At 51.7% G+C, this 15060-nt stretch carries 10 protein-coding genes; 3 read left to right on the forward strand and 7 right to left on the reverse strand.

Going from position 1 to position 15060, the window contains the following annotated elements; all coding sequences use genetic code 11:
* Window positions 1–9: 9 nt before the first annotated feature.
* From C4N24_RS10840 to C4N24_RS10850, 3 genes are all read left to right on the forward strand, one after another.
* Window positions 10–315 (forward strand): helix-turn-helix domain-containing protein, encoded by a 306-nt coding sequence (locus C4N24_RS10840; RefSeq protein ID WP_112091500.1) that lies wholly within the window; start codon window positions 10–12, stop codon window positions 313–315.
* Window positions 316–329: 14 nt separating this feature from the next.
* Window positions 330–1730: a site-specific integrase gene (locus tag C4N24_RS10845; RefSeq protein ID WP_112091422.1), complete on the forward strand. Its 1401-nt coding sequence runs from the start codon at window positions 330–332 to the stop codon at window positions 1728–1730.
* A 469-nt stretch (window positions 1731–2199) separates the two neighbouring features.
* Window positions 2200–2448 carry a DUF6061 family protein gene (locus tag C4N24_RS10850; protein ID WP_112091423.1) on the forward strand — a complete coding sequence of 83 codons (249 nt, stop codon included), beginning with the start codon at window positions 2200–2202 and terminating at the stop codon, window positions 2446–2448.
* Window positions 2449–2681: 233 nt separating this feature from the next.
* Here C4N24_RS10850 and C4N24_RS10855 read toward each other — a convergent pair whose 3' ends face one another.
* The 7 genes from C4N24_RS10855 to C4N24_RS10885 form a co-directional block, all read right to left on the reverse strand.
* Window positions 2682–3629 (reverse strand): glycosyl hydrolase family 18 protein, encoded by a 948-nt coding sequence (locus C4N24_RS10855; RefSeq protein ID WP_181573083.1) that lies wholly within the window; start codon window positions 3627–3629, stop codon window positions 2682–2684.
* A gap of 102 nt (window positions 3630–3731) precedes the next feature.
* Window positions 3732–5603: a polysaccharide deacetylase family protein gene (locus C4N24_RS10860; RefSeq protein WP_112091425.1), complete on the reverse strand. Its 1872-nt coding sequence runs from the start codon at window positions 5601–5603 to the stop codon at window positions 3732–3734.
* Entirely contained in the window at window positions 5596–7605 is a 2010-nt protein-coding gene (locus C4N24_RS10865) for a glycosyltransferase (protein ID WP_242983245.1), read from the reverse strand. Before C4N24_RS10865 ends, C4N24_RS10860 begins: the two co-directional genes overlap by 8 nt.
* Window positions 7606–7633: 28 nt before the next feature.
* On the reverse strand, window positions 7634–10228 hold the full coding sequence (locus tag C4N24_RS15680) for a GDSL-type esterase/lipase family protein (RefSeq protein ID WP_242983246.1): 2595 nt from the start codon (window positions 10226–10228) through the stop codon (window positions 7634–7636).
* Window positions 10213–11526 carry a nucleotide sugar dehydrogenase gene (locus C4N24_RS10875; protein WP_112091427.1) on the reverse strand — a complete coding sequence of 438 codons (1314 nt, stop codon included), beginning with the start codon at window positions 11524–11526 and terminating at the stop codon, window positions 10213–10215. Before C4N24_RS10875 ends, C4N24_RS15680 begins: the two co-directional genes overlap by 16 nt.
* Before the next feature lie 584 nt (window positions 11527–12110).
* Window positions 12111–12926 (reverse strand): helix-turn-helix domain-containing protein, encoded by an 816-nt coding sequence (locus C4N24_RS10880; RefSeq protein ID WP_112091428.1) that lies wholly within the window; start codon window positions 12924–12926, stop codon window positions 12111–12113.
* A gap of 457 nt (window positions 12927–13383) precedes the next feature.
* Complete coding sequence (locus tag C4N24_RS10885; RefSeq protein WP_112091429.1) at window positions 13384–14859, reverse strand: hypothetical protein; 1476 nt, start codon at window positions 14857–14859, stop codon at window positions 13384–13386.
* Between the last annotated feature and the right edge of the window lie 201 nt (window positions 14860–15060).

A 15060-nucleotide genomic window follows, 5' to 3' on the forward strand; every position in this document is an offset into this window, starting at 1 on the left:
AAAGGAGACATGCCTATGACGAATGTCCGCAAAAATTCCGCCAAACTGACCCGTGAGGACTTGAAAATCGCGCCCGATTCCCCTACAATGAAATTGTCCGAAACCCCTGCCGTAGAACCTTCTGACCAGACCAGCAAAACCGTCCGACACGCCCCGCTCGTTTACCGGGTGGAGGAGATTGCCCAACTGTTGGCGATCTCCAACCGTGCTGCGTACAATCTGTGCAACACCACGAAAGACTTCAAGGTGATCCGCCTCGGTACCAGCATCCGGGTAAGCAAGCAGAGCTTCGATGATTGGTTTGCTGCGGTCTGAGGGAGGGAACATCTATGGCATCTATTATGAAACGTGGCAACACGTATTCCGTCCGATACAACTACAAAGATCATGCTGGCAAGCCCTGCAAGGGCTGGGAAACCTTCAAGACCAAGGCCGAAGCGCAGGAGCGCAAGATCACGGTGGAGAAGGAACTGCTGGACGGCACCTTCCTCGTGCCCGACACCATGACGGTCGAGGAGATGCTGTACAAGTGGATCCCCATTCAGTCCAGCAAACACAAGTGGTCTCCCAAGACCTACACCCAATCTGTGGCGATGGTGCAGAACCTCATCGTGCCGTATATCGGAAAGCGGAAGGTGCAAGACCTCCGCACCTATGACATTGAGCAGTTCTACGCCACCCTGAGCCAGACCCCTTGCGGCCAGTACGTTCACGGCGAAAAGCAGGAGCTGACGGAAAATCAGAAGAAACGGCTGTTATCCAGCACGTCCATTCACGAAGTCCACACGCTCCTGAAGACCGCCTTTTCGTATGCCGTTGACTGGGATCTGATTCACAAGTCACCTACTCCCCGTGAAGCACCCAAGATCAATACCGAAGAACGCACCATCTGGGATGAGCGCACCATGTTGGCGGCGCTGCAGACCATCGAGAACCCTGCCCTGCATCTGGCGGTGCACATGAGCATGATCCTCTCCTTGCGAGAGGGTGAGATCCTCGGCTTACAGCCGAGTGATCTGGACTTTGACGCAGCAGACGGACGGGGAACCATCTCGGTGAACAAAGCCCTGCAGCGTGCCGACAAGGTCGCCTTGTCCAAGATTGATCCTACCCAGATCTACCACACCTTCCCGGACAGACGGGAGGGGAGCAAGTCCTCGCTGATTCTCAAGCGGACTAAGACCAAAAAATCCAACCGCATCCTGTACATGACCAAGCCCTTGAAAGAGGAGCTTCTGGCATGGCTGGAAAAGATGAAGCAGGACGAGCAGAGCGCCCCGGAAAAGTACAGCAACTGCGGTCAGCTGTTCCGCTTACCAGACGGCTTACCCATTGCCCCGGACGTTCTGACCAAGTGGTATCGTATGTGGCGGGCAGAGCACCCAGAGTTTGAGAAGATCGTGTTCCACGGTCTGCGCCATTCCAGTGCCACCTACCAGCTGCTGCAGTCTGGCGGTGACTTCAAGTCGGTGCAGGGCAACACCGGCCATGCAACCGCCACCGTCCTGATGGACACCTACGCCCACACGCAGGACAAACCCCGGTTGGAGTTGACCGAGAAGATCGAAGCCGACTTCTACACGCAGGATGTGGCCGGTGCAAAGCCGCAGGAACCCCCGGAAAGCAAAACGCCGGTGGCAACAAAAATCACGGGTAAAATGATCCTTGAAGCCATCCGGCAGATGGACGCAGAGGAACGCCGCGAGCTGACGCGGGTGCTCTTCGCGTAAAAGATTCTTTTTTGTGCAGCGAAATACACGCTGTGCAAGCGATGCAAAGAGTTCATGGCTTTTTTGTAAAGTGTGCAGGAGATGTGCAAAAGTGTGCAGACTCTGCCAGAAAAACAAAAAAGCCATGAAATCTTTCGATTTCACGGCATTTTCTGGTGCGATGGAAGGGACTCGAACCCCCGGCCTACTGATTCGTAGCGCACGCCGGGCGATTCCCTCAATTTTTGGAAGTTACGTTTTATCGTTAATTCTTTACGAGGCATCGCAGATTTTTAGCTTCGAGTTTCTGCACCCTTTGTCCGATTTTGCAACGATTTGCACCCTTTGCACGTTTTGAAACCGTGCAAAAACCGTGCAGAAACCGTGCACTTACTCCCGGACAAACTAAAAACCACTTCATCCGACAACGACTTGACGGCATTGGTTCGAGTGACCGCACACCATAAATCAAGTCTTGGAGGATACAACTATGACGAAATTGCTTTCCTGCCGCTACAACATGGACACCAACCGGGTGGAGGCCCGGTTCGAGGATGGCACCACTCTTACCATTGACTGCATCGCCATCGAGGAAGAGTACGGTGGCACCCCGGTACAGCGGGCAGAGCTGGACTGGATGCTCTACAATAAGCCCTTGGAGTACGCACAGATGGTGCTGAGAGGGGAGATGGAGCACTATCTGTCGCTGGGGTGTGACCACGGCAGGCTGGAAGATTGAGCCTTAGAAAACGCGCGGCAAAACCGCTAATCGCGCGGCGCGCATTCTTTTCAGCGTAAATTCAGCGTAAACCATGCCAAGTCAGCGTATTTTCAGCGTAAATCCCGGAAAGTCAGCGTAAGAATCAGCGCAAAATTTTACTTAACGCTTTTATACTTTGTACTTTGGCCTACTCCATCGACCTGTAATAGGCCTTTCTTACATCTCTAACGCAGGATATCATGTAGTAAATTTTATAACCGCCACAGACTAATGAACACCTTTTCGCCGGTCAGTTCTCCAAGGCACCTTGCCCACTGGGCAAGGGTCTGTTCATCCGCATACCAAACGGTATCGTTTTTTCGGCCCTCGGTGTAAGAAAAATACAGTGCCCCGCTGCTCTCATCTCGCTCTGGGGTCACACCCGCTTTTTCTGCCAGCGCCTTTGCCTCTGCCGCGCGGCACTGGGTTGCCGTTGTTCCATCGTTCTCCCAGATATAACCGCCATTGGCCAGCGCATAAGAGATGTTCGGCAACACACGGAATTTTTCGTATATCTGTTGCAAGAATGCAAAATCGGCTTTGGGACCCGGCACGGTGCCATTGCCGTAAAGGTTATAACACATCACCACATATTCTGCCCCTGCCGGGAAATCCAGCTGCTCCACCGGCGTGCTTGGTTCCAGCACGATCCGCACCTTCAACCCGGCATCCTCTGCCAGCAGCAGCAGTTTTTCTTCAAACTTCAGGAACGCCTGCCACAGATCCAGATCCTTACGGATCTTTTCGTAGTCGATCTCAATGCCGTCAAACCCGTTTTCACTTGCCAGCCGAACCAGTTGCTCCGCATGGCTTTGTGCGGCTTCGTCCGTGCCAAGAACTTTTTGCAGGATAGCTGTATCCTTCTGGGTGGTCTTGCCGTTCTCCGTCACATCGTTCACGATGGACAGGTAGACCGTTTTATTTTTAGTCTGCTCCCTGCGCCGGATCTTTTTCAGCATCCGGGTGGTCGGCTCCGGGATCGTCACCTCACCATTCTGGAACGATGCCGCAAACAAGCTGATCTCGTCCACCTTTTCCGCTTCATCCTGCAGCACCTCTATGTCACCGGCACAGTCCCAGTAAGTGCTCCAAATTGTCAGCTGTGTGCTCTCCGGCACCAGCGCCTCCACCTCTTGCACAGTACAGGTATCCGGTTCCACTGTTTCCGGCTCTTCCGCTGTTTTATGTCCCATGCATCCGGTTAGAAATGGCAGACACAGCAAAGCTGCAAGCGCTCTTTCCAAAATGTTCATACCCTCTCCTTACAAGTTCTCAATAAACCAGTTCAGCGTAGCGTTCCACGCATTCTGAATTACATCCAGTACCTTTGCCCAGCCGTGCAGACAGTTGTCGTACAGAGTTATATCCCCGGCGGTGATGGTCAGATTTTTGAACACACCGTCATACACGTCGTCCGCAACATTGCGCTGACTGTAACCCCAGCCGCCCCAGCTTGCGCCCAGTGCAATCCCCCCTGCATCCTGTACCGAAACATCCACTGCGCCGGTCACATCTTCCCCATTCACCAGCACACGCAGGGTATCGCCCTGCAGCTGGATCTTAAGGTTCGTATCGCCCTGCTCGTTGATCTGGATATCCGCCACATATTCTTCAGCGCCCTGCGCCACCGTATCGGCCTGCTGCTGGCCGGCTTTGCGGGCGGCAGCATAAAACACAAGGCTGTCTGCCGCACTGTCCGCAAATCGGCCACGCATCGTGTATTCTGCGGTCAGTGCGTCCCGGTCATCCTCTTCCACAGAGATCCGCTCCTCTGCGGGAACAAGATCGTGCAAATCCAGTTCAAACAGATCACTGCGTGAGCCGCCGTCCTTTTCCGAGACGACCAGATGATCGTTCTGCAGCGATACCATGATGCAGCGGCTTCGTTCCTCGTTTGCCCGCAGATAAATCGTCTGCGTTCCAATTTTGTTGCCTTGTAAGTCCACAGATACCTGTACATCCTCTGCGTCGGCGTTTTTCAAAGTGACAACACCTTCGCCCTGCGGCAGACTGGTCAGGACGATACGACCCGTTTTATACTCCACTGCACCGCTTTTCAGCAGCCAGTTTTCACTTTCCTGCTCTGCAAGAGCCTGACTGCCCTTTACAAAGAGGATGCTGCTCTTCTGACCCTCCGGCAGATCGTCCCACAAGCGCATCAACAGGTGGTTTGTGCTCCAGCAAGCCTGCGGCTGGATGCGGGTAAGATCGTACAGAGAGGATCCCTTGTTGTTGCAGGAATAACCATCCCGGTTGAAGTTCATCTCAAACAGATCTTCGATGTTTTCCGCATTCACAGCGCTGACGCTGGCATTGTTGCCAAAGCGGCCCGTATTGGAGTGCATCAGGCAGTACAGCTTTGGCACACTGCCCAACTGTTCAGTGTAGATCTGCTCCATATAGCGGTAGTCCTGCGTGATGCGGTGCTCCATAGCAGTGCGGCTCTCCACAGGGATGCGATCCTTATCCCTGATATAGTCCATCAGGTAATGGTTGTAGTCCCGGCCAAGGTACTGGTTCACCCGCACAAATTCATCGCTGGTCATCTGTCCCAGAAACCGGCCGTACCGGTCATAGCTGTTGATGTACGAAAGTCGGTAGCCGTTGGTGCCCAGCTCCCAGAAGCCGTTTTTCTCCAGATTTTTTAGATCCTTTGCCGAGAGAAATTTCGGATCCTTTTCCGCAAACTTATCGGCATAGCTCAGGATCGTAGCCTTGAAGTTGTATTTTTCCAAGATCTTGCTGGCAAACAGCGCCGTATCCCGGCGGCCATCCTCAAACATGAGGAACAGCGCCTTATCCGGCAGAGCGGTTCCGTTCTGATAATAGTTCAGGATGTCCTGCTGGCTGACCGTAACATAGCCCAGATCGTGCAGAGCTTTGAGCTGTTCATCCAGCTGTTTTGTCGAGATCAGGGTATCCGTGCCCTGACGATCCACGCCAAAGTAGGACACGACAATAAAGCCGTTGTCCGCTCCGCTGACGATGGCCGGGTTGGAAGGGTCATAGGGCTCGTAGCTCTTACTGATGCTCAGCGCACGGATGGCGGCAAAAAGCACCGCCAGAAGCACCAGCCCTTCCAATATGGTTCGCACGATCTTGATCTTGTCTTTTCGTGTTTCTATTTTATACATTTGCGTGCTTTCCCCGTTTGTTCTCTGCGTGTTTTCCTGCGCTGGGCGCAGCGTGCTTTTCACCGGAGACTGCGTCCGCCTTGGCTCTCGTTCCCTCGTTTTTTTCTATGGCATCCGGCTCAGCTGTATCCACCGGAGCATTTTTGTGCCGCTGACGCTTTTCTTTTTCCTTCACGTCGCTTGGGGTCATGCGCGTTCCCCATGTAGACTTCCAGAAAGTGACCCATGCAAGCGGCATCTGCCACAGCAAAACCACCTCGTAGTACAGGCAGAACAAAAAGCCGAAGTACCATGTAGAGCTCTTGCGGAAAAACAGCTGCGCAATGCTCATCATCAGCGACATCAGAAGCAGACCCACAAGGAAGGTTGTAGGGAAAATGTGCTGCGTGAACGGCACATAAAACAGATTGTATGCCACCACAATGGGTGCAAGAATGGGCACCAGCAGGCCGATGTAGAAATTCAGTGCAGCAAACGGCTCCTTGCGCCACATGAACGCACCTGCCATCAGGGATTCCCGCAACCATGAGCGCTTCCATCGCATCTGCTGCTTGAGAAAAACCTTCTGCTTGTTGGGCACGATGGTAGAGCAGACCGCCGTATCCTGATAATAGGTGCGGTGATGGCTCAGCACAAAATTCGTCATGGCGCGGTCATCGCCGAATGTGGCCTTATGTCCCAGAAATTTCTGGTTCAGCCACGCTTCCTCATGCTCCTTGACGATGGACTTCCGGTAGCAGGAGAGAGGACCAGAAAGGCAGGTGACCGTATCAAACAGTGCCTCGGACGCCTTCATAACGCGGAATGCGATATAATAACGGACAGACTGCATCTTGGTCAGGCTGTTGGTATAGGTGTTGGCCACATCGGTGCGCCCGGCCACGCCACCCATCTTCGGGTCCTTGAACGGCTGCACCAGATTCACCACCGCATAGGGATCCAGAAAGCTGTCTGAATCCACAAAAATCACAAACTCGCCCTTTGCCACATCCACGCCGCGGCACAATGCCGCACGCTTGCCAGCGTTCTGCTCCTGCACGATATAGGACAGCCGGTTTCGGATATCCGTGCGTTCTCCCTCGGCAGAGGCTATTTTTTCAATGGTATCCTTGATCACCTCCACCGAGCGGTCAGTGGAGCAGTCATCCACCACGATCACCTCCAGCTTATCCGGCGGATAGCTTTGGTTCATACAGGAGATGATCGTGCGGCTGATCCATGTTTCCTCGTTGAAGCAGGGGATAATAATAGTCACGCTGGGCTTGAACGCCGGGTCGATCTTTACCGGGCGGTACAGTGCACCGAAGGCATACCGGGTAAGCAGGAACATAGCCGCAATGATGCTGTAAGAGTACATGACGGCATTGTACTTGAAGTAGATCACGCTCTCGCTGCGCATCAGCACTACCATCATGCTGATGAACAGCAGCAGGATCACACTGCTCACATACAGATAGCGATCCTTATGGCGGTGCATATATGTACCCAGGTCCTCAGCAAATTCAAAACCGGCGCAGGTCTCGCCATCCCGCTCAAAAACGCGCACACAGGAAGCTGCCGTATGGATCGACATCTCGTGGCCTTCCGGCATACTTCCGGGCGGGATATCGAACCGCAGCTCTGTTTCTGAAGCTTCCTTCAGCTGCTCTGCATCCTCTTTTTCCAGCCGGACAAGAATACCCGTTTCGGAGATATCGCGGCTCTCGCCCTTCAGCGTGTGTGCCTTGCCGTCCTGATCTCTGAAATCTACTGTGACCGGAAACTTTGACTTATACCGGATGCCGGACTTGCGCTTTTTCATCACCGCATCCACATCGTTTGGATCGTCCACAACACCGCGTCGGTCAAAGGACGTACGCTGTCCGGTGGGATCCGGTACGTCCGGCAGGATACGCCGGTCTAGCCGCTCACTGAGCAGAATGTCCCCGTCAAATGTTTCCAGCGTCACGTTTTTCTTTTTATCCGCGGTATGTTTTTCTGCCTTTTTTCGAAAAAAACTCACGCTTTTCTCCTTATCAAAAAATCCAATATCATCCGACCGTATGTGTTCGGAGATAATCGACCCACAGAGTATATCCAGCAGGCTTGAGGTGATATCCATCTTCCTGTGCGATTTCTGCTTTTAGATTTCCATTTTCATCTGCCAGCACATCCCACAAATCCAGATAGTAGCAATTTTTTTCTTGTGCAATTAAAGCCAATTCCTGATTAACTTGTTTCAATCTTGTCTGATTCAATCCAGGATGCTCCACAGAGGCAGAAAGCTGCACAGGCGTAATAGATTGAATGTAAATCGTTGCCCCAGGCACCGCCTGCGCAACCGCATCCAGCATAAGACGATAATATGCAAGAAAGCCGTTATAATCGCCGTCTGAACCTAATACATTGGTGCCAAGCAAAATATAGACCGCTTTCGGATTTTGTGCCGCAAGCTTTTCCAGCGGTTTCTCCGATGTGCCATCTTCCCGCATACAAGTCATATCGGTTGCAATGGCATTGGGGCCGATGCCCTTATATGCACAGAACTTCGCATTGGGCAAACCAGTTTTATAGGATTCCATTCCAAGCGTCAAACTATCGCCTATAAAAGTAACATCATCGAAATAGTTCAGAGGGACTGCTGTCGTTTCAGGAACTGTTACAACGCCATTCAAAACCTTGCCCAACACGATTTTGACCAGCTTGCACCCGCTTGCGCTGATTGCTTCACTGACCGCATCCGACGCAGTTTCGCTCGGCATCAAAACAACATCTGATTCCGAATTATATCGCCATTTCGCATATTTCTCCCATGCATTCAAGTAATTCATCATTGCGTCAAACGTCTGTGGATAGTCATCTGATGGTTTATATGCAATGCCAATTCTATTTCCTTCTTTTAGTGTTTTCTCTACCGCATCTGGGCAGTTCATAAGTTCATTCAGCGTCAGAAAGAACATTCCTTTGGCATCTGGATCTTTTACTTTAGCGATCGTGCTGACCGCTGCAGCTTTTCCACCCATTCCGTACTGCGAAAATCCCTCCGAACGCTCACTTGTGTAAACCATATTCTCTACTGTTGCCAGCTTGTGGTCATTCTGTTTGCGCAGGGCGCTGAGCTCCTGCGGGGTCAGTGTGGGCAGCGTACCGGATTTTTGGATCACTGTTGCCAGATCTGTCAGTTGCAGTCCGGCCTGCTCTGCCTGCTGCTTCAGGGCGGAAAGGTGCTCTGTGTCCAGTGTGTCCAACAGATACAACGAGCCTGCCTGCATTTGCTCCGGATTTTCCGGCATCACGATCTTTGTGTTCAGCAGACGCGCCGCAACCCGGAGCGAAGTCAGAGCCTCTGCATCGGTCTGCGCATCGGCAAGCACCAGTCCGGAAGCACTTTCAAATGTGCAAAGTGCATCGTACAGCTTATCGAATACTGCCGTGCGGGAAAGGCCCTTCAGCTGCTCTGCAGGCAGATACAGACCAACGCTGCACCCTGCCGCTTCCAGCCTTGCAAGCTCCTCGCTGCGCGCAGCGGCTTCTTCCGCTGTGGCGAAATAGGTCGCAGTTATATTCTGCTGCGTCAGAATTTCCAGTGCAGCATCCATGCCGTCCGCAGACGGCAGTGTTCTGATCGCCACACCTGCCTGCTTTTGATTTGTCAGACAGCTGCGGTAAATCGGAGCCATCTCGGCATCCGCTGCCTCCGCTTCGCTCCGCAGCACATCCAGCCCCTTTACGCGGCTAAAACGGCTTACATATTCCGTTTTCATATCCTGCGCTTTCAGTGCCTGCACCAGCCAGTTCACCTGTGTCAGAATATCTGCTTTTTCGTCTTCCGGCTGCTTGGTATCGTCCAGCTCCGGCTGCTTGTCGATGGCAGGCTTTTCAGCGGTGACAGCGTCTTCGTTCTGTATTTCTTCCGCTACGCCTCGCAGGTTGACCACCACAACGGCATCGCCCTGCAATCCGGCCACAAAGCTCTCCGCATCGGCGGCAGCTTCAAAGCTGCTCTCGCTCAGCACATGGCTGTCTGCCGCCTGCACCACCGCTTCATAGCCACTGACAGACGCCGCCCGCAGCACATCGCCGGTCAATGCGGTACTGCTGCAATACAGCAGCGGAACGCTCTCGTTCGCCGCTGTGGCAATAGCCTCGCGGGATTTAAGCATGGTGCTCACCATTTCCTGCGTGGTCCTGGTATGCAGGTTGCTTTCGCCCGCCGCGCCATTGCTCAGCAGGTCGTTCCCCTCCGCCAGCATATCCGTAAGAAAGTCCTCATTATCCAGTGCCTCGGCAGCTGAAAGGGCAAAGCTAGCCTTCAGTCCATTCTGCTTTATCAGCTCCAGAACAGCATGGTTCGTGTCCGCTTCCTCCGTCAGACCCACGAACACAAGACCCACGCGGGTGGTTTCACCCGGAGCGCCCTGAATGATATCAGCCGGAGCACTCTCGCTCAGACCCTTCAGCGCCAGCTCCACCGCATTACTTCCCGTCTCGATGGTGCCGTCCACATTCGCTACGGCATCCGAAAGATAGGTGCGATTGTGGTAGTACAGCAGCCAGACCACTGCAGCCGCAATGCACAGACCCAGCAGAACGCCCAGCAGCGCCAGGCTGCGGACCCGCCTGCGTTTCGTCACATTCTCCACCATGTAATTTCAAGCTCCTTCAACTGCGACACCGGCCATTCGCCTTTTACATCCAGCAGCACACGCTTTGCCCCGCCATCCGGGCGGAACAGTGCCATCAGTCCGGGCAATCCCATTTCACGGAACTGCCGGTGCGCCACCGCGTGCAGAATGCAGTCGGCGTTTTCCACCTGCTCCAAATCGGTCAGCGCAACGCCATATTCCTTCTGTACCAGCGCCTTGTCTGCACAGGGATCCACTACAACAGGGCAGATGCCGTACTCTTCCAAAGTATGTACAATGTCGGCCACCCGGGTATTACGGACATCCGGGCAGTTTTCCTTAAAGGTGAACCCAAGGATCACCACACGGGCCTGCGCCGGTGCAAGCCCGGCCTGCACCATCTTTTTTACCGCCATCTCTGCCACGAAGCGCCCCATGGAATCGTTCATTCTGCGGCCGGCTGCCACGATCTGACTTTCATAGCCCACCTGATGCGCCTTGTAAATAAAGTAATAGGGATCCACCCCGATGCAGTGGCCGCCCACCAGCCCCGGGCGAAAACCCAGTGCATTCCACTTGGTGTTCATGCCGTCCACAACTTCGTTGGTATCGATTCCAATTTTTTCAAAGACCTCCGCCGCCTCGTTCATGAATGCTATATTGATATCCCGCTGGCTGTTTTCTACCAGCTTGATCGCTTCAGCAGTTTTGATGGAGGAGACCGGGAAGGTACCGGCGTCAATGATCCTGTCGTAGACGTTCTTTACCTTTGTCAGTGTTTCCGCGTCCATGCCCGAAACGATTTTTTGGATGGTGCGCAGCGTATGGACTTTGTCGCTCGGATTGATGCGTTCCGGCGAATATCCGATCTTGAAGTCTGTGCCGCCCTTCAGTCCACTTTCTTGCTCCAGGACCGGCAGACAGAGTTCCTCTGTCACGCCGGGGTAGACCGTGCTCTCATAGACCACCGTTGCGCCCAGCTTCAGGTTACGCCCCACCGTACGGCTGGCCGAAATGACCGGGGTCAGATCTGGGGTATTGTCCGGGTGGATCGGCGTCGGAACTGCCACAATGACGAAATCCGCCTGCCGGAGCTCCGCTTCCTTTGCTGTAAAATGAACAGAGCTGGCCGCAACAGCTGCATCACCAACTTCTGTTGTCACGTCCTCGCCCTTGCAGTAACGTGCAATTTTCTGTGCATCAACATCATATCCGATCACATCCATGATCTCCGAAAAGGCAACTGCCAGCGGCAAGCCCACATAGCCCAAACCGACCACAGCCAGCTTGCCTTCAAAAGCTTCTGTTTGATGACTCATTTTACACTTCCTCCATTTCGAATCACTTGGTACCTTTTGATAGAGCCGATTATTATCTCATGTTCTCCTAAATTTTTTAAACACTGTATTTTTTTCATTATATCGCTTTTTTGCAGATGCCGCAAGACATTTTTTAAGCATCACATTACTTCCATACAGGGAATTCGCTTGTCGTTCCTCTTGTCACGGCCATGGGCCAGCGGATCAGCGCACTGGCCGAGTATGAGCAGCGCAGTTGATGGGCGTTTCTCTTGGGTTTCCAAAGGGGTGCGGGTCGCCAGTGGCGACCTCAAAATGCAGCGCATTTTGAAGCACCTGACCGAGCCGACAGGCGAGAGGCAGTACCCCTTTGGCACACGACTTTGCCTGCAAAGTCTAGTGTGTTACACCTTGGTTCCGGCTGACGCGGAAAAGGGGCTGCGAAAGGCTCCGGCAAGCACCTGTTCTGTGGCAGAAGGATGCGCGGATGGGCGTTGCTATTGACGGTCTCCGCCCGCCCAGCGCAGGCTTGCAGAGGAACCAATGGTGTACGTTCTCCCGTCCTGCCGCAGCAGCGTTTCCCCTATAAGGCGCAGGGCAAATGATCAGCGTCTGTGCTTGCCCCGGTTGCCTGCAAGTGTCCCCGGTTTCAGCATTGCCGTTTTATAAAGAATCTTCTTTATCAGCTTTCTTTCATCTTCTGTCAGCTTATCGTAGTTGATGCCGATCGCCTTCAATGCCGTTCGGATCTTCTTTTCATCCGCAGACCCTTCAAGTTTCTGTGCATCCTCCAGTTCCTTCATCAGGTTGTCGATCATTGCACCATCCGAAGTGGTCTTGTCCTTGCGGTGTTCCGTCTTGATGTTCTTCAGGATAGCCACCAACTCGTCATACAAGACCCGGCCAAAGTACTCATCTTCATCGATCTGCCCCAGCTTCAAGGTGCTCATGTACAGATCATTTTCATCTGCTGCATACTTCTTTTTCAGCATTTGCCGGGTCGCTTCCAGACCAGCATTGAGGTTTTGAATGTTTGCGCTGACATATCCATCCACATAGATTTCCAGATCGGTCATGAACCGCCGGAAATTCTCATGCACGATCAGTTCGCACAGCAGCCGATGATTGAATTTTCCATTCCTTAATACGTCCACTGCGCCATCGCTCAGATGCAAGTCCGAAAGGACTGCATCTGGGCGTTTTTTGTTTTCCGTCACACCCAGCAGGTAGTCGGTGGTCACGCCATAGAACTCAGCCAGCGTTGTCACCGCATAAATGCTGAGGTCGGTCACATCGTCGCTCTCATATTTCGACAGTGCCGATTTGGACAGACCCGTCTGCTCTGCCAGCGTTTCCAACTTCAGATTCCGCTCCACACGCAGGTCTTTGAGCCGTTCTCCCAGTGTCAGCTTGATGTTCATGGTCGCACCTCCGATGTTTTTTGCACAGTATACCACTTCCGGCGGTTCCTGTCCATAAGCGTGGAATTTTGCAGTTTCTGCACCTGTTTTCCGACATTATGGATATACGGCACAGCGGCCATAGAGGTGCTATCCTATAGACAGAAAGAAAACATATTAACTCCCCCGCAGCGAACATATTAAGGGCTTCCCGCGAAAGCCCTCTGAAATATCTTTCATAACAGGACCTTGACAACAGAATGACCGTCCGAACTGCCCAGACCGCCAAGACCTCCCATCGGGGGAGCGAGCGCCCTGCATGGGGCCGACACAAAGTCCAAAAAGATTTCCTGTCGGGAGGCAGCAAGGGAGACCGGCTTCACCGAAGTTCCCATTTGGGGAACACCGGTGACCTCGAACGTGGCAGGGATCAAAACGATCCGTGCCAAAGCCTTTGAGCAAAGGAGAAATTTTGAGTTTACAGAGTATCGAGGTTTTGAATGAACTCAATTTCTTTTCCTAAACTAATCCATTTTTCCTGTATATATTGAAAAGGACTATTTGTGTCTGGAAATCTCATCAACAATCCTTCTAAGAAGGTCGCATAGTTTCTTCTCAGCGGCTTTAACGACCTGTGCATTATTCTGTGATTCAATCCAGAATATGGGTAAAAATAATACCGAATATCAATAAAGCCTAATGCTGACAAATGCACCAGATATTCTTCAATCGCACAGCGGAGAAGATCTTCCTCGGGTGAAAATTTGACCTTTCCCTTCTTTTTCCAAATATAGACAAACTTTGGGTTCAACAGTCCTTCCCGACAGCCCGCAAAATAGCAATATATTCTCGCACTATTCACATCGTCATATTGCCATTGATAGAACACTTTTTCAAATAAAATCGTTTGCCAGATTCTCCGGTCACAATTAAACACGACCTCTCCAAAGACTGGGATATTCAAAAAGAAAGGTATCTCATCTGTTGTCTTAAACCTCAGATTGTAGATTCCCAGACGATTGATGCAATTCAGAACGGCAGTATCCGCCCCTTTGGTTTTAGCCTTGCAGCTCAAATAATACGGTTCATCCGTGTGAAGCCGTTCTACTTCAACATCGATCTGCTCCCGGAGCCTTTGCTGTTCTTGTATCCAACTCTCCTGCTGTTCCTCCCGCTTTTTCCGTTCTTCCTGCTCCTTTAGTATCTTTATGCGATTTTGTTGATATTCTATTTCAAGTTCTCGGTTTCGCTCACAGAGTTTTTTGATTCCCTCATTTTCGCTCGGGTGGTAGATCCATGTTTTGTTTTCAACGTTTTCTACCAGATTGTTCCTCAGTTTTTTCTCAAAATCATTTATCGAGTCTGTTTCTTCCTCTTTATAGTCTTTTATAAAATCAGCAATATTGATTTCTACTGTTGGCATCTGCGCCATTTTTATCTTGCTATATTTTTCCGCATCAACATAGTGCGTTACGGCAATCTCAATAAGGATATTTTTTCGCTCTCGAAAAATGCAAACATCCGGCTTGAATCCATCAAACGGCACTTCTGTTTTAGCATTTTGATAGTGAAGCTTAAACTTTTCTCCCAACAATAATGGCTCTTGCTGTTTATAGTCCTCCACATTGCGATCAGGATCATTTTGTTCCGATATCGTCACTGGGGGCAGCCAAATATATTCGCTCTTGCAAACGATTTCTTTTGCTATTTTATGAAGTCCGCTTTCATTTGCTTCATCTGCCGAACACGTTGTTCTTCCTTCTTCTGCCAAATGTGCAAAGTGTGCAGTCTTTTTTCCGCGCCCCAATTTAGCAACCAAAGGGTGACCGCAACAGAGACAAATGCACTCACACGCCTTTCCTCTATCTTTTTCCACCATCTCAGAGATGTGTACCACTTGATTAGATTCTTCTTTTAAGGCGAAATAAATCATTCCGCTATGATTCAATTCCATATTCTGCACCTCTGCAACGTTCCAAAGAAACCGTTTTTATCATTCTAACATACTTTTTCCTCTTGTCTATCATTTGATACTACTTTTCATGGGCATCGAGCCGCTTGTCCACCCCTGCCCGTAAAAAGTGCATTTTTTCACGGAAGAAGTTCGTACAACCTGTACGGTCTGTACTTGTACGCACCTGTACGGCGAATTGAA

It is taken from the genome of Faecalibacterium prausnitzii, assembly GCF_003287405.1.
In the GTDB taxonomy this organism is placed as follows: Bacteria; Bacillota; Clostridia; order Oscillospirales; family Ruminococcaceae; genus Faecalibacterium; species Faecalibacterium intestinale.